Source organism: Pseudomonas algeriensis (assembly GCF_048847255.1).
GTDB lineage: Bacteria > Pseudomonadota > Gammaproteobacteria > Pseudomonadales > Pseudomonadaceae > Aquipseudomonas.
This window is the reverse complement of record NZ_JBKKRK010000008.1, coordinates 113546-134269: the sequence shown is the minus strand read 5'-3', so window position 1 is coordinate 134269 and position 20724 is coordinate 113546. Positions and strand designations below refer to the sequence as shown.

Below are 20724 nucleotides of genomic sequence, written 5' to 3'. Positions count from 1 at the left end.
TTACCCCAGCAGCGAAATATCGGCAACACCAAGGAACAACCCGCGCAGACGCGCCAGCAGTGCGTACCGGTTGGCCCGTACGTTGGCGTCTTCAGCGTTGACCATTACCGCCTCAAAAAACGCATCCACCGGTTCGCGCAACGCTGCCAGGCGTGCCAGGGTTTCGCTGTACTGACGCGCCGCCGCCATCGGTTGGACCGCCTGGTCTGCCTGCTGGATCGCCGAATACAGGGAAAACTCGTTGGCGTTGTCGAAGTACTTGGCCTCGACGGTGGCCGCGATATTGCCTTCGGCTTTGCCCAGCAGGTTCGATACACGCTTGTTCACCGCCGCCAGCGCAGCGGCTTCCGGCAGTTTGCGGAACGCCTGCACCGCCTGTACGCGTTGGTCGAAATCCAGGGCGGAGCCCGGCTTCAGGGCGCGCACCGACAGGTAGGTCGCGACGTCGACGCCTTCGTCTTCATAACGCGCACGCAGGCGGTCGAAGATGAATTCAAGCACCGCATCGGCCAGGCCGGCAGCCTTGACCTTGCTGCCGAACGCATTCACGGCGAAGGCCACGGCGTCGTTCAGGTCCAGGTCCAGCTGCTTGTCGATCAGGATGCGCAACACGCCCAGCGCCGCGCGACGCAGTGCGTACGGGTCCTTGCTGCCAGTGGGCAGCATGCCGATACCGAAGATCCCGACCAGGGTGTCGAGCTTGTCGGCGATCGCCACGGCCGCACCGGTCAAGGTGGTTGGCAACTCAGCGCCGGCACCGCGCGGCATGTACTGCTCGTTCAGGGCCAGTGCCACGTCTTGCGGCTCGCCATCGTTGAGGGCGTAGTAATAACCGGCGATGCCCTGCATCTCCGGAAACTCACCAACCATCTCGGTGGACAGGTCGCACTTGGAAAGAATGCCGGCACGGGCCGCGCGCTGGGCGTCACCGCCGATGCGTGGGGCAATGAATGCCGCCAGCCTGGAGACACGCTCGGCCTTGTCGTAGACGCTGCCGAGCTTTTCCTGGAAAACCACGTTCTGCAAACGCTGGTTGAAGCTTTCCAGGGATTGTTTCTTGTCTTGCTTGAAGAAGAACTCAGCGTCTGTCAGGCGCGGGCGAACCACTTTCTCGTTACCGGCGATGATCTGCTGCGGGTCCTTGCTTTCGATGTTGGCCACGGTGATGAAGCGAGGCAGCAGCTTGCCCTCCGCGTCCAGCAGGCAGAAGTACTTCTGGTTGTCCTGCATGGTGGTGATCAGTGCTTCCTGCGGCACTTCAAGGAAGCGTTCCTCGAACGAGCACACCAGCGGCACCGGCCATTCCACCAGCGCGGTCACTTCGTCCAGCAGGTTGGTCGGCACGATGGCCGTGCCTTCCTGGCTGGTCGCCAGCTCTTCGGTGCGCTTGCTGATCAGCTCGCGGCGCTCGTTGGCGTCGGCCAGCACGTAGGCGGCGCGCAGGTCGGCCAGGTAGTTGGCCGGCGACGTGATGCGTACGCTGTGCGGATGATGGAAACGGTGACCACGGGAATCGCGACCGGCCTTCTGCGCCAGGATCGTGCAATCGATGACCTCGTCGCCGAGCAGCATCACCAGCCATTGGGTCGGACGCACGAACTCTTCCTTGCGCGCGGCCCAGCGCATGCGCTTGGGAATCGGCAGGTCGTTCAGGGAATCTTCGACAATGGTCGGCAACAGGCTGGCGGTCGGCTTGCCGTTGATGCTCTGGCTGTAGCGCAGCTTCGGACCGCTCTGGTCGATCTCGCTCAGGTCCACGCCGCACTTCTTGGCGAAGCCCAGGGCGGCCTGGGTCGGGTTGCCGTCGGCATCGAACGCGGCCTGGCGTGGCGGGCCGTCGAGGTTGATGCTGCGGTCCGGCTGCTGGGTTTCCAGGGCGGTGATCAGCACGGCCAGGCGGCGCGGCGCGGCATAGACGTGCTTGGTTTCGAAGTTCAGGCCAGCGGCTTGCAGGCCTTTTTCGATGCCGGCCAGGAACGCATCGGCCAGGGTGTTCAGGGCTTTGGGTGGCAATTCTTCGGTGCCCAGTTCAACCAGAAAATCTTGAGCACTCATTGTGCAGCCTCCAGCTTAGCCAACACTTCATCACGCAGGTCCGGGGTCGCCATCGGGAAGCCCAGCTTGGCACGGGCCAGCAGGTAGGCTTGCGCAACGGAACGCGCCAGGGTGCGTACACGCAGGATGTATTGCTGGCGCGCGGTCACGGAAATCGCCCGGCGCGCATCCAGCAGGTTGAAGGTATGGGATGCCTTCAACACCATTTCATAGCTCGGCAGCGGCAGCGGCTGGTCCAGTTCGATCAGGCGCTTGGCTTCGCTTTCGTAGAAATCGAACAGTTCGAAAAGCTTGTCGACATTGGCGTGTTCGAAGTTATAGGTCGACTGCTCCACTTCGTTCTGGTGGAACACGTCGCCATAGGTCACTTTGCCGAACGGGCCGTCGGCCCACACCAGGTCATAGACCGAATCCACGCCCTGCAGGTACATGGCCAGGCGCTCGAGGCCGTAGGTGATCTCGCCGGTGACCGGGTAGCACTCGATACCGCCCGCCTGCTGGAAGTAGGTGAACTGGGTCACTTCCATGCCGTTGAGCCAGACTTCCCAGCCCAGGCCCCAGGCGCCCAGGGTTGGCGATTCCCAGTTGTCTTCGACGAAACGAATGTCGTGCACCAACGGGTCGAGGCCCACGTGCTTGAGGGAGCCCAGGTACAGTTCCTGGAAGTTCTCCGGGTTCGGCTTCAGGACCACCTGGAACTGGTAGTAATGCTGCAGGCGGTTCGGGTTTTCGCCGTAGCGGCCGTCAGTCGGGCGGCGGCTGGGCTGCACATAAGCGGCGTTCCAGGTTTCCGGGCCGATGGCACGCAGAAACGTGGCAGTGTGGAAAGTGCCGGCGCCTACTTCCATATCGTAGGGCTGAAGTACCACGCAACCTTGCTCGGCCCAGTATTGCTGGAGGGCGAGGATCAAGTCTTGGAAGGTACGCACGGCTGGCGTAGGCTGGCTCACGAAATTCACCTGTTTCTTGGGCTGCGATTTAAAGAGCGGGAGTATACCCGATTCGTTCGTGCGCACGCCCCCTGGAGCCTTATGCCACGCTGCTTTTGGTGTTCCGAAGATCCGTTGTACATGGCTTATCACGATCAAGAGTGGGGCACGCCGCTGCGCGATGCGCAGGGTCTGTTCGAGTTGCTTTTGCTCGAAGGGTTCCAGGCAGGGCTGTCCTGGATCACTGTTTTGCGCAAACGCGAGCGCTACCGGCAAGTGTTGTACGGCTTCGATGTGCAACGGGTGGCGCAGATGAGCGACGCGGAAATCGATGAACTGATGCTCGACCCCGGCATCATCCGCAACCGTCTCAAGCTCAAGGCTGCACGCCGTAATGCCCAGGCCTGGCTGGCCCTGGAAGACCCGGTGGCATTCTTTTGGTCGTTCGTGGACGGCAAACCCATCGTCAACCATTTCAAGGACCGCACCGAAGTGCCAGCCATCACGCCTGAGGCGTTGGCGATGAGCAAAGGCCTGAAAAAACTCGGGTTCACCTTTGTCGGGCCGACTATTTGCTATGCGCTGATGCAGGCCTCGGGCATGGTCATGGACCACACCCAAGACTGCGACCGCTACGCCGAGTTGGTAAACGGCGGTTAGAATAGCCAGCTCGCAACACGCCCCATACATTCAGGAGTGACCTGTGGATAAGTTGAAAGGCGCCTTGCTGGTCGGCGCTCTGCGGTTGTTTGCGCTGCTGCCCTGGCGAGCGGTGCAGGCGGTGGGCTCGGCCATCGGCTGGCTCATGTGGAAATTTCCCAACCGTTCCCGCGATGTGGTGCGGATCAACCTCGCCAAATGCTTTCCCGAGATGGACCCGGCCGAGCGCGAACGCCTGGTGGGCCAGAGCCTCAAGGACATCGGCAAGTCTCTGACCGAGAGCGCCTGCGCCTGGATCTGGCCGGCCCAGCGCTCCATCGAACTGGTGCGCGAAGTCGAAGGCCTGGAGGTGCTGAAAGAAGCCCTGGCCTCGGGCAAGGGCGTGGTTGGCATCACCAGCCATCTGGGCAACTGGGAAGTGCTCAACCACTTCTATTGCAGCCAGTGCAAACCGATCATTTTCTACCGTCCGCCCAAGCTCAAGGCGGTGGACGAATTGCTGCAGAAGCAACGCGTGCAATTGGGCAACAAAGTAGCGGCGTCGACCAAGGAAGGCATCCTCAGTGTCATCAAGGAAGTGCGCAAAGGCGGCCAAGTGGGCATCCCCGCCGACCCTGAACCGGCCGAATCCGCCGGCATCTTCGTGCCCTTCTTTGCCACCCAGGCCCTGACCAGCAAGTTCGTGCCGAACATGCTCGCTGGCGGTAAAGCAGTGGGCGTGTTCCTTCATGCCCTGCGCCTGCCGGACGGCTCCGGCTACAAAGTCATCCTCGAAGCCGCCCCCGACGCAATGTACAGCACCGACACCGAAACCTCCTGCGCCGCGATGAGCCAAGTGGTGGAACGCTACGTACGCGCCTACCCGAGCCAGTACATGTGGAGCATGAAACGCTTCAAGAAACGCCCGCCGGGCGAGGCGCGGTGGTACTGAAGGCCTGTTGTTTAATATGAGCGAGGCTGCTAGGAATTTGTGGTGGATGCACAAACTGTGGACACCCAAGCCCCCTGTGGGAGCGAGCCTGCTCGCGAAGAGGCCGGCACTGGTTATGAGCTGGCGGTGTGGTCGGCTTCCTGATGCCAGATTGAGCACAAAGAGGCGCAAAGCCTCAATCGTGTCCATGATTAAACGCCTGCGGTATCGCAAACGCTGGGATTGCAAAGCCATCTCTAGTCCATTGGATGACCGTCCAGCCAGAACGATCGCACTTCCTATGGTTCATCAATCAAGGAGTCCCCCTCATGAACATCGACTTCACCGGACGTCACGTCCTGGTCACCGGTTCCACAAGCGGTATCGGTTTTGCGACCGCCAAAGGCTTCCTGGAAGCCGGCGCCCATGTGGTCATCAACGGTCGCAGCGAGAGCAGCGTGGAGGATGCGTTGCAGCGGTTGGGTGATCTTTCCTCCAAGGCCACAGGCTTTGTGGGCGACCTCAGTAACGAGCGAGGTTGCCAGACACTCATCGCCAAGCACCCCAACTTCGATATCGTCATCAACAACCTGGGCATTTTCAAACAGCAAGACTTCTTCGAAACGCCGGACAGCGAATGGCAGCGCTTCTTCGAAACCAATGTGATGTCCGGTGTGCGTGTTTCCAGGGCTTACGCACAGGGTATGGTCGAGCGCGGTTGGGGGCGGATCGTGTTTGTCTCGTCGGAGTCGGGCGTGAATATTCCCGCCGACATGATCCACTACGGCTTCACCAAAACCGCGCAACTGTCCATCGCTCGCGGCCTGGCCAAGCGCCTCGCCGGCACGGGCGTGACGGTGAACTCGGTGCTGCCTGGGCCAACCCTTTCCGAAGGCGTTGCCCAAATGCTCCAGGCAGACGTCGAGCGCAGCGGGGAAAGCCTGGAAAAGGTCGCGGCAGATTTCGTCAACGAGCATCGCAGCACCTCGATCATCCAGCGCGCGGCGCGCGTCGAGGAAGTCGCCAACATGATCATCTACGCCAGCTCGGAACAGGCCTCGGCTACCACCGGCGCGGCGTTGCGGGTTGATGGTGGGGTGGTCGATAGCATCATTTAGCGCAATGCGTCGCTGAAAGTAGGAGCAAGCGTCCTCGCAAAGGATGAACCGAGATCCGAGTAAAAAACGAGACCGCATTCCAAGTCTCGCTTTCATTCAGTCTTGGTTGACCATGTGGCGAGGGCGCTTGCTTCCCATTAACGCCAAACGCCTCGAACCAACACTATTGGCCGTCATCTTCGCAAATGGCTTTCATCGCCAGGATTGTGGTTGGAGTGGTGCCAAGCTGAGTCTGGGTACTGACGAGGGTAGGAGCTCCAGCATTACCTTCCAGACGGTACGGCTTTCCGTTACAAACCTTTTTGGCTTTGTTATTGATACTTTCCAACATGCCTTCCCTTGAGTTGAAAACACTGCCACCGCAGGTGAGCATATATTCGCCCGGGCCGACTTTGTCAGCGGCGGTGAAGGTGCAACCTGCTAGAGCGGAAAGAATAAATCCGGTTAACACTATTTTTTTCAATTTCAATTTCAATTTCTCATGAAAGTTAATGCCGAAATGGTCTTCTGCTAAGCAACAGCCACTCGATTACGCCCCAACGCCTTTGCTCGATACAGGGCCTTATCCGCATCGTTCATCAAACTATGGAGATCCTTATTGCAGACCTCCGTCGACGCGACGCCGAGGCTGGCTGATATGCCGTGAACAGGCTCGATCATCAAACCCGCAATGGCATCGATGAGCTGTTCTGCAATCTGGGTAGCGACCTCGATTGAAGTGTCTGGAAGCAGAATGGCGAACTCTTCCCCACCGAGCCGGCCATGTATATCCGTCGCCCGAAACGACGAACTGATCACCGTCCCCATCTCGCGTAAAACCTGATCCCCGACTTGGTGGCCGTAGGTGTCGTTGATGTGCTTGAAGTGATCCATATCCAGCATGACTGCGCACAACCCTAACCGGTTGCTCTTACATTCATCATAGAGCTGCTGGGCATGCTCAAAAAAAGCCCGCCGACTCTTCAGGCCGGTCAGTTCATCGGTTTGTGCGGCACGGGTGGAGATGCTGTTTGCCTGTTCCATCTCACGGGTGAGACGAAAGGCAATTTCCAGGGCTTGGGACATTTTGTGCGTGGCGCGAGCGGCAAATGCCGCGAACACCAAGATTGAAAGTGCCATGCCGACTTGAATCGGAGACGGTTGAAAGAGCAGCCAGACGGTGCACGGGAACAGCACCAGGCCAATGGAGGCCAGGGTCATATCGCGGTAAGCCGAATAGCAGGACACCGCACTGACAGACATGCCCACGGTAAACAGCATGACCAGCGCCTGGGACAACAGATCGTCCGCTGGCATCAGCACGAACGCACCACCGCCCCAGATGCTTGCGGATAGCACTAGCGTGACCCAGTACCTGCGCTCCCAGCGTTGTGGCGTACGCTCACTTTCGTCGCTGCGCAGATAGGCTATGAACATCGCGATACGCAACAGCGTCGATGCGGTCAGGATTAATAGCCACCAAGCGATAGTGCTGTGGTCAAACCGATCCCAACACAGCCAACTCAACATGATGGCAGCCAGGTAACTACCGAAAACCGCAGAAACAGACTGGCGAAACAGTTGCTGCAACCGATCTGTTCGAACCTGCTCGGCTATTACAAAATCCTGGCCATTGCGCAATCTTGGGCCATCCATTTGAACCACCTGATTATGACGCAGCGAAGAAGGCGATTGTGGCACCCTGCCATTAGCGCAAACAACTGAATTAAGCCCACGGCCCCAATTGAACCGAGCTTAGTGGCGAGGATGCTTGCTTCCGCTGGGCCGTGACAGCGGCTCAACCTGCTAAAGAAAAAACCCGACGCTTCACGTCGGGTTTTTCGTGGCTACGACTGCAAACCCGATGCGCTCAATGCTAGCGGATTACTCGACCTGCGACAGCTTCGCGTCGTCGCAACCGGCGGCACGGCATTCGCGCTCGATAGCCTTGAGTATGACGATACGCGCCTCAGTCTTCTCATTGGCACAGTCCAAGTAGAGCAGGCCATCGTTGGAACAGGCGTTGTCACGAGTCTTGATCCACTGGATCTGAGCGGCTTTCACTTTTTTCTTTTGATCCGGATTCAGCGCGCTCATCGTCTTCTTGTATTGATCATTGATGTCCTGATCTGACTGAACCATTTTCAGCGATGCGCAATAGGTTCTGTCATAGGCGTTTCTAGGATTATCGCAACTCATCGCAGACGCCGATGCCGATGCCGTTGCCAGCAATGCCCCAACCAACACAGACTTGATCACTACTTCTCTCCCTGAATGCCCTCTATTGATTAGAGGTTGCGGCGCGAATCTATCATGAGGGTTTGTAAAACAATAAAAGTATTTGATTCAGCCATTTCTTTACCGAGCGGCAACCAGCTTGTTGTTTTAGCTCTTTATTCCAAGCATAAAAAAACGGGCCTGCATTCCCACGCAGCCCCGTTTTTTTGCCACCTGATCAGCTCAAAACGCCGGCAAAACTGCCCCTTTGTACTTCTCCAGAATGAATTTCTTCACTTCCGGCGTATGCAAAGCCGCCACCAGCTTCTTCATCGCCTCACTGTCCTTGTCGTCCGGACGGGCAACGAGGATGTTCACATAAGGCGAGTCGTTACCTTCAATCACCAACGCATCCTTGGAAGGATCAAGCTTGGCTTCCAACGCATAGTTGGTATTGATCAGAGCCAGATCCACCTGGGTCAGTACCCGCGGAATGGTCGCGGCTTCCAGCTCACGGAACTTCAGGTCCTTCGGGCTTTCAACGATGTCTTTGATGGTCGACAGGATATTGTTCGAATCCTTCAACTTGATCACCCCAGCCTTCGCCAACAGCAACAGCGCACGGCCGCCGTTGGTGGCGTCGTTAGGAATCACCACGTTGGCGCCGCCTGGCAGTTCTTCCAGCTTTTTGTATTTGCTCGAATACGCGCCCAGTGGCTCCAGGTGCACACCCGCCACGCTCACCAAGTGCGTGCCCTTGGCTTTGTTGAACTCATCCAGGTACGGCTGGTGCTGGAAGAAGTTGGCGTCCAGGCGCTTTTCAGCCACCTGTACGTTCGGCTGGATGTAGTCGGTGAAGACCTTGACCTTGAGGTCCACGCCTTCCTTCGCCAACGCCGGTTTGACGAATTCGAGGATTTCCGCATGGGGGACCGGCGTGGCCGCGACGGTCAGGGTATCGGCGTGGGCAGAGAACGCTGCGGCGGCAGCGAAGGCAACCAGTAGTTTTTTCATTCAGCTAACTCCTTTTTAGTGCCCGCTTGCGGCGCCTGCTCTCGACGCCGCCAGCGAATGGCCGGCTCATGGTTTTATTGGCGCGAGGCCTTATTTTCTAGAGAAATGCACAACCAGTTTGTCGCCCACGGTTTGCAGAACCTGAACCAGCACCAGCAGCAACACCACGGTGACGACCATGACATCGGTCTGGAAACGCTGGTAACCGAAGCGGATCGCCAGGTCGCCCAGACCACCGGCGCCGACCACACCGGCCATGGCCGTGTAGGACACCAGCGTAATGGCTGTCACCGTAATCGCTGCAAAAATGCCCGGGCGGGCTTCCGGCAGCAAGGCGTTGACGATGATCTGCCGCGTGGTGGCGCCCATGGCCTGGGTCGCTTCGATGATGCCGCGATCCACTTCGCGCAGTGCCGTTTCCACCAGGCGAGCGAAGAACGGGGTGGCGCCGACCACCAGCGGTGGGATCGCGCCGGCCACGCCCAGGGAGGTGCCGGTGATCAACACCGTGAACGGGATCATCACGATCAACAGGATGATGAATGGCAGCGAACGCAGGATGTTTACGACCAGCGACAGCAGCGCATAAACGCCGCGGGCTTCGAGCAACTGGCGCGGGCTGCACAGAAACAGCAACACGCCCAGGGGCAAGCCGAGCAGCACGGTGAACAGCAGCGAACCGAACAGCATCAGGAAGGTGTCGCCGGTGGCCAGCCAGATTTCCAGCCAGTCGATATTGGAGAAGAACGAACTCAACAGTTCCATTAGCGCAGCACCTCCATGTGGACATCGGCCGCGGTGAAGCGGGCGAACGCCGCCTCCATGTCACCGCCGGTGATGGCGAGGGTCAGTTGCCCGTAGGGGGTGTCTTTGATGCGGTCGATACGTCCCGCCAGGATGCTGTAGTCCACGCCGGTCTCCCGGGCGACGGTGCCGAGCAACGGCGCGTAGGTCGCATCGCCTTGGAACGTCAGACGCACGATGCGTCCTGGGACGTGGGCGAAATCGTCGCGCTGTTCGCTTTCGTCGATCTGCTCGTCTTCCTGGACGAAACGTTTGGTGGTCGGGTGCTTGGGGTGCAGGAACACGTCGGCCACCGGGCCTTGCTCGACGATTACGCCAGCGTCCATCACCGCCACTTGATCGCACACTCGGCGGATCACGTCCATTTCATGGGTGATCAAAACGATAGTTAGCTTCAGCTCGCGGTTGATCTCCGCCAGCAATTGCAGCACCGAGGCGGTGGTCTGAGGGTCAAGGGCGCTGGTGGCCTCGTCGCAAAGCAGGATCTTGGGTTTGGTCGCCAGGGCACGGGCGATGCCGACGCGCTGCTTCTGGCCGCCGGACAATTGCGCCGGGTATTTGCGGGCATGGTCTGAAAGCCCTACCCGCGCCAGCAGCTCGGCGACGCGCCGGTCGATTTCGCTGCGGGACAATTCGCCCGCCAGCGTCAGCGGCAGCGCCACGTTGTCGGCGACAGTCTTGGATGCCAGCAGGTTGAAGTGCTGGAAGATCATCCCGACCTGTTGACGGAAACGGCGCAGGCCGCTGGCGTCCAGGGCGGTGACTTCTTCGCCATCGACGATGATCTTGCCGCCCGTGGAATCTTCCAGGCGATTGATCAGGCGCAGCAGAGTACTTTTTCCTGCTCCGGAATGGCCGATGAGGCCGAAGACCTGACCGTTCTCGATTGTCAGGCTGGTCGGATGCAGGGCGGGGATATCCCTACCGGCAACCCGGTAGGTTTTATGGACGTTTTGAAACTCGATCACGTAGCGAACCTTGTGGGGCGCGTTGAAAAAGGATCAGCGGTAAGCCGGGCGCGCATTTTAGCCTGTCCTTATAGGGGTTCTTAGCATTTATTTTGCATCGCAGCTGTCATTTGGCAATAACGCGATCAAAGGTCGTGCCGGTGCGATTGTCTGGGGCTCTTCTTCACGGGCAGGTTTCGCGATTGCCTGCCACGTCGGAGCGAACTCCTACGTGCCGATAGGTAACCGGGAAAACCTGCCGATTTTTCTTGAAATAATATGATGGGAATACCACCTTTCAGCGATATCGCTTTATTAATGTTTGGTTGCAGGCTGGACAAGGCCTTTAGTTGCATTCGCAGGGACATCTGTTAGTTTAAAGTTGCTCCGCGCATGTAAGTGGGGCATGCCGTTTCAAACCAGGATGAAACACTAAAAGGAATTGATATGAATAATCGAAACGCATTATTGACGGGGCTGTTCGCTCTAAGTTTAATCGCCAGTGCTACGGCGGATGAGAATACAATTTCGAACCGCTTAATCGTCTTTGGTGCCCTCCCTTCGCCTGCCATGGCTGATAGCCTGGATCAGCAGTTGTTATTGGTGAAAGATGTTCGCCAAGAGGAATTGTTAAAGGCCGCTTCGGATGCGGCCTACTCCACCTTGGCCTATCTGGATATTGCCGCCGTAGCCGATGAAAGCTCGATCGAAGCTGCCAGTGCGATCTTTCGCTCAGGGACGCCGATTTTATTGAAACTGAACAGTCAGGACCCTGAACTAAATAAGCGGGTAAGTCGGATTTTTGGTATATCCGGCACCTTTGGCTATGCTTTATTTAGCCGCGAGAGCAAGAGTACCGTTGAGGTGTTTCGACTGGAAGGCTATGAGGACGATAGCGTCATGGAAGCGGCCAGGTCGCTGTTGTCGGAACGTAGCCTGAAACGGCGAATGACCGCGACAGAAGAAGAATATATTGGCCTGCCCAAATTGACCTACAATATTAATTTACGAAGTCCTACCCGGGAAATGACTTCTGTTGTAAACATTGACGTGGTCAGGAGCGCGGAGCGGAGCCAAGATAAAAAATTCATTTCGATAACGACGTCCCCGACCACCGTACATTCCTCGAAGAACGGGATAGTCATCGGAGGTACGGGGGGTACCGGGCTTAACCTGTGGGGAGCCTATTTACCGCATGCTTACCGTTTCAGCCATCAGGTGACGACGCCGACCGACACGCCAACACTTGTGAAATCGGCGCCTCCGAGCGACTCAAGAACTGAATTTACCTATTCGGAAACTCAGGCCACGGGCCTCGCCATTGGTGGAACATTAGGCAGTGAGTTTGGCGCAACCAGAGCGGAAAATATTAGCTACGCCGCAAAGTCACCGTTCAATGTGAACTTCGGATTTAATTATTCTCATTCGAAAACTACCACTTTCACATTCAGGGACTACGCGTTGTTACAAGAACTGGGTGATGATCCGAAAGTTACGTGGATCGCGCCCATAGATTCCCAGCTCAGAAACGTCTTGATCCGGCGGACAACCAGTCAGCTTCCGGAATTAACCGAAGACAGGATGACGCCTATGATGCGTTCCGCATCGTTTGAAAACTATTCGTTATGGGAATTGCCAGGCTCTTATACGGGTTTCGCAACTGTCAGCGTTGGTGGCGGTTACGATCTTGGCCGTTCCGAATGGTGGTGGGACAGAACCCAGGTCAGGAGCCGCCGAGTAACGGATGTATTTAATGCTGAGGAAACGTACACGCTGGATTTGAACAATCCTTTCTTGACTCGTGAGATGACCGTATTGATTCGCTCTGCCGAGGGGGCTGGAAGATGTCTATCTGAAAACCTTGACGCCAGCGTCAGCCTTCAATCCTGCATGGCCTCCGATACGAAACAGCTGTGGGGTTTCGACTCCGAGAGTCGATATGTCAACAGGGCAACTAATCGATGCTTGAGCGTCCGCGAAACTGACGGCTCGATGGTGACAGCCCGATGTGCATTGGACAACCGGCAACAATGGGAATGGCAAGCCGACCGGCTGCATTCGTTATATAACCGAGAGTGGCTACTGTATTCGGAAAACAATCGAGTGAAGGTTATTCCGGATGATTCGATGCACTTCCAAAGTACGCCCAAGAACTCCTTCAACCCACTGAACATCCCCTGGGCGAGCTACCCGCGGGCCCCTTCTCTTCACGACGTTATGCCCAACCATTTGGGCCCTTCGCCACAGATCAGTCCGGAGTGGGTCGAGCGCTACCAAGGCGTCGACACACGCCAGCGGTGGCGCATCGAGATTTTGCGCGACGGCATCTGAACTGAATCCAGGCCAATCGGACCGTGATAAAAGGTGACGACTCGGTTGGTATCGCTTGCGCAGGGTTACGAGTGACCCTGCGCGAGGCCATCGATTCAGTAGGTGCAAACAGAACGGAACGGCTCTGATCCTGATCAGTCACTACTTAGGTCACTCCCTATGCCCGGATACCTATCCCGGCTTTGTCCCCAAGATCCTGCCTTCAAGGATCGAAACGAGGAGTTCATGCCTGATGAGTACTCACCCACCCAAGGACGACAAGAGCCAATTGGCCGGGACCGATACCTTGGATCGCACCAACACCAACGCCAAGCTCGAAAGCCTGGAGCAGTTTCGCTCCGATGCCACGGAACAGGCGCTGCGCACAAACCAGGGCGTAAAAATCGCCGATAACCAGAACACCCTGCGTGCCGGCGCCCGTGGGCCATCGTTGCTGGAAGATTTCATCATGCGTGAGAAAATCACGCACTTTGACCATGAGCGGATCCCGGAGCGCATCGTCCATGCCCGCGGGACCGGTGCCCATGGCTACTTTCAGGCCTATGAATCACATGCGGCCCTGACCAAGGCTGGTTTCCTGCAAGACCCCAATAAAAAAACGCCTGTGTTCGTGCGTTTTTCCACCGTGCAGGGTCCACGCGGTTCCGGTGACACCGTACGGGACGTGCGCGGTTTTGCCGTGAAATTTTTCACCGACGAGGGCAACTTCGACCTGGTGGGCAACAACATGCCGGTATTTTTCATCCAGGACGCGGTGAAATTTCCAGATTTTGTCCACGCGGTGAAACCCGAGCCCCATAACGAAATCCCCACCGGTGGCTCGGCCCACGACACCTTTTGGGATTTTGTCTCATTGGTTCCGGAATCTGCTCACATGGTGATATGGGCCATGTCCGACAGGGCGATTCCAAAGAGCCTGCGCACGATGCAGGGTTTTGGCGTGCACACCTTCCGTATGATCAACGCTGAAGGGCGCAGCAGCTTCGTCAAATTCCACTGGCGGCCCAAGGCGGGCACTTGTTCCCTGGTGTGGGACGAAGCCCAGAAGCTTGCAGGCAAGGACACCGATTATCATCGTCGCGATCTGTGGGAATCCATCGAGATGGGCGACTACCCCGAGTGGGAGTTCGGCGTTCAGATCGTTGCCGAGGAAGACGAGCATAAATTCGACTTCGACTTGCTCGACCCGACCAAGATCATCCCAGAAGAACTTGTGCCCATCACCCCGTTGGGCAAGATGGTATTGAACCGCAACCCGGACAACTTCTTCGCCGAGGTGGAGCAGATTGCGTTCTGCCCAGGACATATCGTGCCGGGCATCGACTTCACCAACGACCCATTGCTGCAAGGACGGCTGTTTTCATACACCGATACGCAGATCAGCCGACTCGGCGGCCCGAATTTTCATGAGCTGCCTATTAATCGCGCCATCACGCCCGTGCACAACGGCCAACGTGATGCGATGCACCGCACCACCATCGATAAAGGGCGCGCGTCCTACGAGCCGAACTCCATCGACGGTGGCTGGCCGAAGGAAACCCCGCCAGGTCCTCAAGATGGCGGTTTCGAAAGCTATCCGGAGCGTATCGACGCCCACAAGATCCGCCAGCGCAGCGATTCGTTCGGTGATCATTTCTCCCAGGCTCGGCTGTTCTACAAGAGCATGAGCGCCCACGAACAAGAGCACATTATCGCGGCCTATAGCTTCGAGCTGGGCAAGGTGGAGCGCGAGTTCATCAGGGCGAGGCAGGTAAACGAGATTCTCGCCAATATCGATCTGGAGTTGGCCGGGCGCGTTGCGAAAAACCTCGGCTTGCCGGCACCCACCGCGTGTACGGTCGATGTTCCGACGCCTTCGTTGCAGCAGTCCCCGGCATTGAGCCAGGCGAACCTGCTATCCGGCGACATCAAGACGCGCAAGGTCGCGGTGTTGGTGGCGAATGGCGTCGACGGCGCGATCATCGATGCGCTCAAAAAGGCGCTGGAGGCAGAAGGCGCCCACGCGAAGATCCTTGGTCCGACGTCCGCTCCGGTGACGGCGGCCAACGGACAAACGCTGCCGGTGGATGCTTCGATGGAAGGCCTGCCGTCGATTGCCTTCGACGCGGTGTTTGTACCGGGTGGCGTGGAGTCGATCAAAGCCTTGAGTGCCGATGGGGTGGCGTTGCACTACCTGTTGGAAGCTTACAAACACCTCAAGGCCATTGCGCTGCATGGCGAAGCCCGGCAGTTGTTGGTGTTGTTGAAGCTAGAGGCGGACGCAGGGTTGATTCCGGATGCTGACGCGAGCAAGTTCCAGGCGTTTTTTGACGCGATTGCTCAACATCGGGTTTGGGCGCGGGAGGCTAAGGCCAAGGCGGTTCCGGCCTAAAGGAAATTTGTTGTCCGCCGGGACGCTATCGCGAGCAAGCTCGCTCCCACGGGGGTTAGTAGTCGTTCACTAAACTCATGGGAAGCGAGCGTGCTACGGGCAGCGTTCCGACGAGGCTTTTTCAGGGCTTGCGCGGAGTTAGAACCAACTGCGCAGGCACGTTGCGCAAAATTTGCTTGCGCAGTTTCAGATCGAACCCAGGATCTAGCTTCTTGACTCGTTTGCTCAGCAATGTCGCCAACCAAGGGTAATCATCGGTGCGCGGCACCTGGATGCTGACATCACACTTGAAATTCACAGTATCTGCGGCGATGGCGTCCAGTTGATGACGCATTTGCCGAATATCACCTAGATTCAACGCGACTGTTGTGCTGGGTGCGCTCGGATCGATCATTTTGGCGACCGGCTTGGCTTCGGCGGCCTTGAGATCGGCCTCGGCTTTTTCCAGGTCGGCTTTACGCGCTTCGGCAATCGCGCTGTTGACTTCGCCGGTAAGCGCCGGCGCCTTTGGCATCAGGGCGCGAGCTCGGCTAAGGGCCGTGGCGGCGGCGTTTACATCGCCTTTCTGCAGATCGATCTGGCTACGGCGCAAGTACGCCTCGGCCAGTTGACGCTGGTAAGGCTCCAACGATGGGTCTTCCGGCGATTGAGCCTGCAACGTTGCCAATTGATCTTCGGCGGTGGCCAATTCATTGCCGGCCAGACTCTGTTGCAGCTGCGCGAGGGCCGGACCCCGCGTATCAGGGGCTTGGGTGACCGGCGGCGTGCTCTGGCAGGCGCCCAGCAGGGAAAACGCGACAAGGAGCAGATAACGGGAGGCGAACGGCTTCATTCCTGCGACTCTCTATTTGCGCAAAAAGCGAGCAAGTCTACACCCCTCGACGGGGTAGGACAAAACTCAGCAGAAACAACGCCGCGGCGCTGACCACGATGGACGGGCCGGCCGGGGTGTCCTTGAACCATGAAAGTGCCAGCCCGCCACATACGGCGAGCATGCCCAGCAGGCTCGCGCCCAGGGCCATCTGCTCGGGCGAGCGAGCGTGACGCTGTGCCGCAGCCGCCGGAATGATCAGCAACGAAGTAATCAGCAACACACCGACGATCTTCATCGCCACCGCAATGACAACCGCGATCAACAGCATCAGCGCCAAACGCAGGCCCACCACGGGCAAACCTTCGACCCGCGCCAGCTCCTCATGGACCGTGACCGCCAGCAGCGGACGCCACAGCGCCACGAGCAACGCCAATACCGCCGCGCTGCCGCCGAGGATCCAAGAGAGATCCGCCGGGCTTATCGCCAGCAGGTCACCGAACAGATAGGCCATCAGGTCGATACGGACGTCACGCATGAAGCTCAGCACCACCAATCCCAAGGACAGGGTGCTGGGGGCCAAGATGCCCAGCAACGTGTCGGACGCCAGCGGCTGGCGCTGTTGCAGGGTCACCAGCACCACCGCCAGCAACAGGCAGCCGACGGTAACGGCCACTGCGGGACTGACGTCCAGCAGGAAACCCAGGGCCACGCCCAAGAGCGCCGCATGGGACAAGGTGTCGCCAAAATATGCCATGCGCCGCCAGACCACGAACGAGCCCAATGGACCAGCCACGAGCGCGAGGGCCAAGCCTGCAAGCAGGGCATACAATAGAAAATCAGCCATGCTTGCAGCCGTCTCCATGAACATGATTGGAAGCAGAAGGGGCGCTGACCACCGAACCGTGCAGGTCATGGGCATGGTCATGGTGGTGGTGATAAATCGCCAGGCTCTGTGCGTTCTTTCCGAACAGTTCGACGAATGCTGGATCACCGCTGACTTGTTCGGGGTGGCCGGAGCAGCAGACGTGGCGGTTGAGGCACACCACTTGGTCGGTGGTGCTCATGACCAAATGAAGATCGTGGGAGACCATTAACACGCCGCAACCATGGCGGTCGCGCAGGCGGGTGATCAAGCTGTATAGCTCGGCCTGTCCCGCGACATCGACGCCTTGCACGGGCTCGTCGAGCACCAATAACTCCGGCTCGCGCAGCAGGGCCCGGGCCAGCAATACACGCTGCATCTCGCCCCCGGAAACACTTTGCACCGGGCTGTCGATCACTTGCTCGGCGCCGACTTCCTTCAGCGCCGCCAAGGCTCGCTCGCGATCGACGCCTGGCACCAGGCGCAGGAAGCGCAGGACCGAAAGCGGCAACGTCGGATCGACGTGGAGTTTTTGCGGCATGTAGCCGACGCGCAACTTGGGTTTGCGCCAGACGCTGCCGCTGTTTGGCTTGAGCAAACCCAGCACGGCGCGCACCAGGGTGGTCTTGCCGGCGCCGTTGGGGCCGATCAAGGTCACGATCTGCCCCGGTTCGACGCTTAAATGGATGTTGTCCAGCACGCTCTGCCCGGCGAACGTCACGGCCACCTGGTCGAGGCGGATCAACGCGTTGCTCATCAGGCCCCCTGGCAGCCGGAGCAGAGACCGACCACTTCGACGGTCTGGGTGTCGACCACGAAGCCGACCTCCCTGGCGCTGGCGATGATCGCGTCGCTGATGGACTTTTGTTCAAGCTCGATCGCCGCATGACATTCGCGACAGATCAGGAACTGGCCCTGGTGGGCGTGCTCCGGGTGGTTGCAGCCGACGAAGGCATTCAGCGACGAGATGCGATGCACCAAGCCGTTTTCCAGCAGGAAGTCCAACGCACGGTAGACGGTCGGCGGCGCGGCCCGTCGGCCGTCCTGCTCGCTGAGCACCGCGAGGATGTCATATGCACCCAGCGGCTTGTGGCTTTGCCAGACCAACTCCAGTACGCGCCGACGCAGGGCGGTCAGGCGCAACCCTTGGCGCGCGCAGATGGCGTCGGCCTCGGACAGTGCGCTGTGCACGCAGTGGGAGTGATCGTGGGGACGACTGGCAAGGGGTGTGATAGGCATGGGCAGCGACGAGTTTGGTGAGAGACGTTATTATGTTACCCGTTCTCGTCTCTCCGAGTGGTCATCGTGTCCCGAATTTTTTCGCTCTTTGTCGCTTTTGTCGCAAGTTTTCTGCTGATCGGCCCGGTCCAGGCGGACGTCAAGGTACTCACCAGCATCAAGCCGCTGCAATTGATTGCCGCCGCGGTGCAGGACGGCGTGGCCGTTCCGCAGGTATTGCTACCGCCGGGGGCTTCGCCCCATCACTATGCGTTGCGGCCATCCGATGTACGCAAGGTGCAATCGGTGGATTTGCTCTACTGGATCGGCCCAGACATGGAAGGTTTCCTACCGCGTGTGCTGAATGGTCGTACCTTGCCTTCCATCGCGGTCCAGGACTTGCCGGGGCTCAAGTTGCGTCATTTCGCCGATGACAGCGCGTCCCACGAGGATCATGACCATGATCAGGGCGATGACCACGATCACGACCACCGCCCCGGCACCGTGGATGCCCACCTGTGGCTTTCGCCGCACAATGCGCGGGTGATCGCCGCCAGGATGGCGGCTGACCTGAGCGCTGCGGATCCGGCGAACGCTGCCCGTTACCAAGGCAATCTCAAGGGCTTCAACCAGCGTCTCGATGCGTTGGATACACGCCTCAAGGCCCGCCTGGCCGGGGTCGCGGGCAAACCTTATTTTGTCTTTCACGAGGCGTTCGATTATTTCGAAGACACTTACGGCCTCAAGCACGCCGGTGTGTTCGCCGTGGCCGCCGAAGTGCAGCCCGGAGCCCAGCATGTGGCGGCGATGCGCACGCGCTTGCAAGCGGTAGGCAAGACCTGCGTCTTCAGCGAGCCGCCGTTGCGCCCGCGCCTGGCCGAAACCCTGGTGGCCGGGTTGCCGGTGAAACTGGCGGAGCTGGACGCACTGGGCGGCTACACCCCGGCGACGGCGCAAGGATATGAGCAGCTGTTGGAAAAGTTGGGCAATGATCTGGCGGGGTGTCTGGAGTCGTTGTAACCCCACTGCTCTTGTGGCGAGGGAGCTTGCTCCCGCTGGGCGCGCGAAGCGGCCCTAAAAATCTTGCGGTCGCTGCGCAACCGAGCGGGAGCAAGCTCCCTCGCCACAAAAGCCTTCGCGCCGGCCTGCTGTTATAGGGCGAACGGCAACAACGCATGAACCGTCTGCCGCTGCGCCAAGCGCTGCTGGAACTCCATGGGATCGTGAATCAACACATCCTGCCCGGCAAACGATTCGGCGGCGATCAACCGCGACAACCAGAACCGCACGCACGCCACGCGCAGCATGGTCGGCCACAGCTGCGCCTCGGCGGCGGTGAACGGCCGTAGCGCGGCGTAGGCCCCCAGCAGTGCTCTTGCCCGGGGACCGTCGAGCACGCCGTCATCGTCCGAACACCAGTCATTCAAGGCGATGGCGACGTCATAAAGCATCGGCCCGGAGCAGGCGTTGTAGAAATCGATCAATCCGGTCAGGTGCGTGCCTTCGAACATCGCGTTGTCGCGGAACAGGTCCGCGTGGATGTTGGCGCGAGGCAGCGCGAGGATGCCGACCTTTTGCAGCGAGATCTCGTCCAGCGCTGTTTCCAGCAGCCGACGGGCTTCGGCATCGAGGCGCGACAACAGCTTGGCACCCTCCTCCTGCATCCAGTCGAGGCCGCGATCGGTCTTGCGCTTGATCATTTTGTCGCGTGTCGCCAGGTGCAGGTGTGCGAGCAATTCGCCGACTTGCGCGCAGTGCTGCGAATTGGCCTGCTTGATGTGCTTGCCGGCCAGGCGCGGTTGCAGCAGTGCCGGTTTGCCGGCCAGTTCACGCAACGCAATGCCGTCGGTGGTGCGCAGTGCGTAGGGCACCGGCAGGTTGGCGTCGTGCAGCACGTCCAGCAGCTCGATGAAGAACGGCATTTCCTGCACCGGGCCGCGCTCGACCAGGGTCAGGACGAATTCGCCCCGCTCAAGGCTGATGAAAAAATTGGTGTTTTCGCTGCCAGCGGCGATCCCCTGGAAGTCAAGCAGGCGGCCGAGCCCGTAAGGGGCGAGAAAGGTTTCCAGCTCGGGCCGAGCCAGGGGCGTGAACACAGACATGGTTAAAACTGCCAGTACGGGCGCTCTTCAGCGAGCGCCGGTTGAAGTCGAGAGCGGCATTACCACTCAAAGATTTTCCACGAAGGGATCAGCATATCCGGCTGGTCCGAGCGGATGAAATTTGCATCGGTGCCGTCGGCGCGTACCAGGAAATAAGGCTTGCCGTTCTTGGGCGTGACCTTGATCGCGTACAAAAAGCCGTTTTGCCGATATTCCTGGATGGTTTTATCGCCTTCGGTGCGGATGGTGACATCCGGGTCCGCCGAGGGAGCGTCATCCGCCGCCATGACGGCTATCGGGGTGAATGCAAACAAACCAGCGAGTAACAGGCGATTTAGTGTACGCATGATAACCTTGTCCCTTTGTCGTCAACGGTCCCGCTATTCTAGCCCC

Annotated in this window: 20 protein-coding genes; 6 read left to right on the top strand and 14 right to left on the bottom strand. The window is 58.9% G+C overall.

Going from position 1 to position 20724, the window contains the following annotated elements:
• Together glyS and glyQ are read right to left on the bottom strand one after the other, a co-directional pair.
• Entirely contained in the window at positions 1 to 2055 is a 2055-nt protein-coding gene (glyS, locus tag ACLK1G_RS14450; RefSeq protein WP_420766041.1) for a glycine--tRNA ligase subunit beta, read from the bottom strand.
• On the bottom strand, positions 2052 to 3005 hold the full coding sequence (glyQ, locus tag ACLK1G_RS14445; RefSeq protein ID WP_022641565.1) for a glycine--tRNA ligase subunit alpha: 954 nt from the start codon (positions 3003 to 3005) through the stop codon (positions 2052 to 2054). The genes glyS and glyQ overlap by 4 nt, the downstream gene beginning before the upstream one ends.
• A gap of 81 nt (positions 3006 to 3086) precedes the next feature.
• Between glyQ and ACLK1G_RS14440 the strand changes: the two genes are divergently transcribed.
• From ACLK1G_RS14440 to ACLK1G_RS14430, 3 genes are all read left to right on the top strand, one after another.
• Positions 3087 to 3644: a DNA-3-methyladenine glycosylase I gene (locus ACLK1G_RS14440; RefSeq protein ID WP_420766040.1), complete on the top strand. Its 558-nt coding sequence runs from the start codon at positions 3087 to 3089 to the stop codon at positions 3642 to 3644.
• A 43-nt stretch (positions 3645 to 3687) separates the two neighbouring features.
• Positions 3688 to 4575: a lysophospholipid acyltransferase gene (locus tag ACLK1G_RS14435; RefSeq protein ID WP_122567691.1), complete on the top strand. Its 888-nt coding sequence runs from the start codon at positions 3688 to 3690 to the stop codon at positions 4573 to 4575.
• A 308-nt stretch (positions 4576 to 4883) separates the two neighbouring features.
• Positions 4884 to 5672 carry an SDR family NAD(P)-dependent oxidoreductase gene (locus ACLK1G_RS14430; RefSeq protein ID WP_420766039.1) on the top strand — a complete coding sequence of 263 codons (789 nt, stop codon included), beginning with the start codon at positions 4884 to 4886 and terminating at the stop codon, positions 5670 to 5672.
• A gap of 163 nt (positions 5673 to 5835) precedes the next feature.
• Here ACLK1G_RS14430 and ACLK1G_RS14425 read toward each other — a convergent pair whose 3' ends face one another.
• The 6 genes from ACLK1G_RS14425 to ACLK1G_RS14400 all read right to left on the bottom strand — a co-directional run bounded on the left by ACLK1G_RS14425 (position 5836) and on the right by ACLK1G_RS14400 (position 10654).
• Entirely contained in the window at positions 5836 to 6141 is a 306-nt protein-coding gene (locus ACLK1G_RS14425) for a hypothetical protein (RefSeq protein WP_420766038.1), read from the bottom strand.
• 41 nt (positions 6142 to 6182) lie between these two features.
• Positions 6183 to 7307, bottom strand: a complete 1125-nt coding sequence (locus ACLK1G_RS14420) for a GGDEF domain-containing protein (protein ID WP_420766037.1) — start codon at positions 7305 to 7307, stop codon at positions 6183 to 6185.
• Between the two features lie 228 nt (positions 7308 to 7535).
• Entirely contained in the window at positions 7536 to 7910 is a 375-nt protein-coding gene (locus ACLK1G_RS14415) for a lysozyme inhibitor LprI family protein (RefSeq protein ID WP_420766036.1), read from the bottom strand.
• 201 nt (positions 7911 to 8111) lie between these two features.
• Positions 8112 to 8882: a MetQ/NlpA family ABC transporter substrate-binding protein gene (locus ACLK1G_RS14410; protein WP_420766035.1), complete on the bottom strand. Its 771-nt coding sequence runs from the start codon at positions 8880 to 8882 to the stop codon at positions 8112 to 8114.
• Between the two features lie 90 nt (positions 8883 to 8972).
• Positions 8973 to 9647 (bottom strand): methionine ABC transporter permease, encoded by a 675-nt coding sequence (locus ACLK1G_RS14405; protein ID WP_420766034.1) that lies wholly within the window; start codon positions 9645 to 9647, stop codon positions 8973 to 8975.
• Positions 9647 to 10654 carry a methionine ABC transporter ATP-binding protein gene (locus ACLK1G_RS14400; protein WP_420766033.1) on the bottom strand — a complete coding sequence of 336 codons (1008 nt, stop codon included), beginning with the start codon at positions 10652 to 10654 and terminating at the stop codon, positions 9647 to 9649. Before ACLK1G_RS14400 ends, ACLK1G_RS14405 begins: the two co-directional genes overlap by 1 nt.
• Positions 10655 to 11080: 426 nt before the next feature.
• Between ACLK1G_RS14400 and ACLK1G_RS14395 the strand changes: the two genes are divergently transcribed.
• Positions 11081 to 12964: a ricin-type beta-trefoil lectin domain protein gene (locus ACLK1G_RS14395; RefSeq protein WP_420766032.1), complete on the top strand. Its 1884-nt coding sequence runs from the start codon at positions 11081 to 11083 to the stop codon at positions 12962 to 12964.
• A gap of 232 nt (positions 12965 to 13196) precedes the next feature.
• A complete protein-coding gene (katE, locus tag ACLK1G_RS14390; protein ID WP_420766031.1) occupies positions 13197 to 15335 on the top strand; it encodes a catalase HPII in 2139 nt (712 codons plus the stop codon).
• Between the two features lie 121 nt (positions 15336 to 15456).
• Here katE and ACLK1G_RS14385 read toward each other — a convergent pair whose 3' ends face one another.
• From ACLK1G_RS14385 to zur, 4 genes are read right to left on the bottom strand one after another with little or no spacing between them, the layout of a single operon-like run.
• The gene (locus tag ACLK1G_RS14385) at positions 15457 to 16167 is read right to left on the bottom strand and encodes a PA5502 family lipoprotein (RefSeq protein WP_420766030.1); all 711 of its coding nucleotides are present in this window, start codon (positions 16165 to 16167) and stop codon (positions 15457 to 15459) included.
• A gap of 37 nt (positions 16168 to 16204) precedes the next feature.
• Entirely contained in the window at positions 16205 to 16993 is a 789-nt protein-coding gene (znuB, locus tag ACLK1G_RS14380) for a zinc ABC transporter permease subunit ZnuB (protein ID WP_420766029.1), read from the bottom strand.
• Positions 16986 to 17768 (bottom strand): zinc ABC transporter ATP-binding protein ZnuC, encoded by a 783-nt coding sequence (gene znuC / locus ACLK1G_RS14375; RefSeq protein ID WP_420766028.1) that lies wholly within the window; start codon positions 17766 to 17768, stop codon positions 16986 to 16988. Before znuC ends, znuB begins: the two co-directional genes overlap by 8 nt.
• Positions 17768 to 18250 carry a zinc uptake transcriptional repressor Zur gene (zur, locus tag ACLK1G_RS14370; RefSeq protein ID WP_420766027.1) on the bottom strand — a complete coding sequence of 161 codons (483 nt, stop codon included), beginning with the start codon at positions 18248 to 18250 and terminating at the stop codon, positions 17768 to 17770. The genes znuC and zur overlap by 1 nt, the downstream gene beginning before the upstream one ends.
• A 66-nt stretch (positions 18251 to 18316) precedes the next feature.
• Here zur and znuA point away from each other — a divergent pair, with 66 nt between their 5' ends.
• Positions 18317 to 19249 (top strand): zinc ABC transporter substrate-binding protein ZnuA, encoded by a 933-nt coding sequence (znuA, locus tag ACLK1G_RS14365; protein WP_420766026.1) that lies wholly within the window; start codon positions 18317 to 18319, stop codon positions 19247 to 19249.
• 131 nt (positions 19250 to 19380) lie between these two features.
• On the opposite strand, the gene ACLK1G_RS14360 is transcribed toward znuA, so the two are convergent.
• Both ACLK1G_RS14360 and ACLK1G_RS14355 read right to left on the bottom strand, forming a co-directional pair.
• On the bottom strand, positions 19381 to 20331 hold the full coding sequence (locus ACLK1G_RS14360; protein WP_420766025.1) for a homoserine kinase: 951 nt from the start codon (positions 20329 to 20331) through the stop codon (positions 19381 to 19383).
• A gap of 59 nt (positions 20332 to 20390) precedes the next feature.
• Positions 20391 to 20678, bottom strand: a complete 288-nt coding sequence (locus tag ACLK1G_RS14355; protein WP_030138994.1) for a DUF2782 domain-containing protein — start codon at positions 20676 to 20678, stop codon at positions 20391 to 20393.
• Between the last annotated feature and the right edge of the window lie 46 nt (positions 20679 to 20724).

Bases quoted from the DNA above. Each gene is read 5' to 3' on its own strand.
- glyS (WP_420766041.1), bottom strand. From the start codon at position 2,055: ATGAGTGCTCAAGATTTTCTGGTTGAACTGGGCACCGAAGAATTGCCA.
- ACLK1G_RS14440 (WP_420766040.1), top strand. From the start codon at position 3,087: ATGCCACGCTGCTTTTGGTGTTCCGAAGATCCGTTGTACATGGCTTAT.
- ACLK1G_RS14430 (WP_420766039.1), top strand. From the start codon at position 4,884: ATGAACATCGACTTCACCGGACGTCACGTCCTGGTCACCGGTTCCACA.
- ACLK1G_RS14420 (WP_420766037.1), bottom strand. From the start codon at position 7,307: ATGGATGGCCCAAGATTGCGCAATGGCCAGGATTTTGTAATAGCCGAG.
- ACLK1G_RS14410 (WP_420766035.1), bottom strand. From the start codon at position 8,882: ATGAAAAAACTACTGGTTGCCTTCGCTGCCGCCGCAGCGTTCTCTGCC.
- ACLK1G_RS14405 (WP_420766034.1), bottom strand. From the start codon at position 9,647: ATGGAACTGTTGAGTTCGTTCTTCTCCAATATCGACTGGCTGGAAATC.
- ACLK1G_RS14395 (WP_420766032.1), top strand. From the start codon at position 11,081: ATGAATAATCGAAACGCATTATTGACGGGGCTGTTCGCTCTAAGTTTA.
- katE (WP_420766031.1), top strand. From the start codon at position 13,197: ATGAGTACTCACCCACCCAAGGACGACAAGAGCCAATTGGCCGGGACC.
- ACLK1G_RS14385 (WP_420766030.1), bottom strand. From the start codon at position 16,167: ATGAAGCCGTTCGCCTCCCGTTATCTGCTCCTTGTCGCGTTTTCCCTG.
- znuB (WP_420766029.1), bottom strand. From the start codon at position 16,993: ATGGCTGATTTTCTATTGTATGCCCTGCTTGCAGGCTTGGCCCTCGCG.
- znuC (WP_420766028.1), bottom strand. From the start codon at position 17,768: ATGAGCAACGCGTTGATCCGCCTCGACCAGGTGGCCGTGACGTTCGCC.
- zur (WP_420766027.1), bottom strand. From the start codon at position 18,250: ATGCCTATCACACCCCTTGCCAGTCGTCCCCACGATCACTCCCACTGC.
- ACLK1G_RS14360 (WP_420766025.1), bottom strand. From the start codon at position 20,331: ATGTCTGTGTTCACGCCCCTGGCTCGGCCCGAGCTGGAAACCTTTCTC.
- ACLK1G_RS14355 (WP_030138994.1), bottom strand. From the start codon at position 20,678: ATGCGTACACTAAATCGCCTGTTACTCGCTGGTTTGTTTGCATTCACC.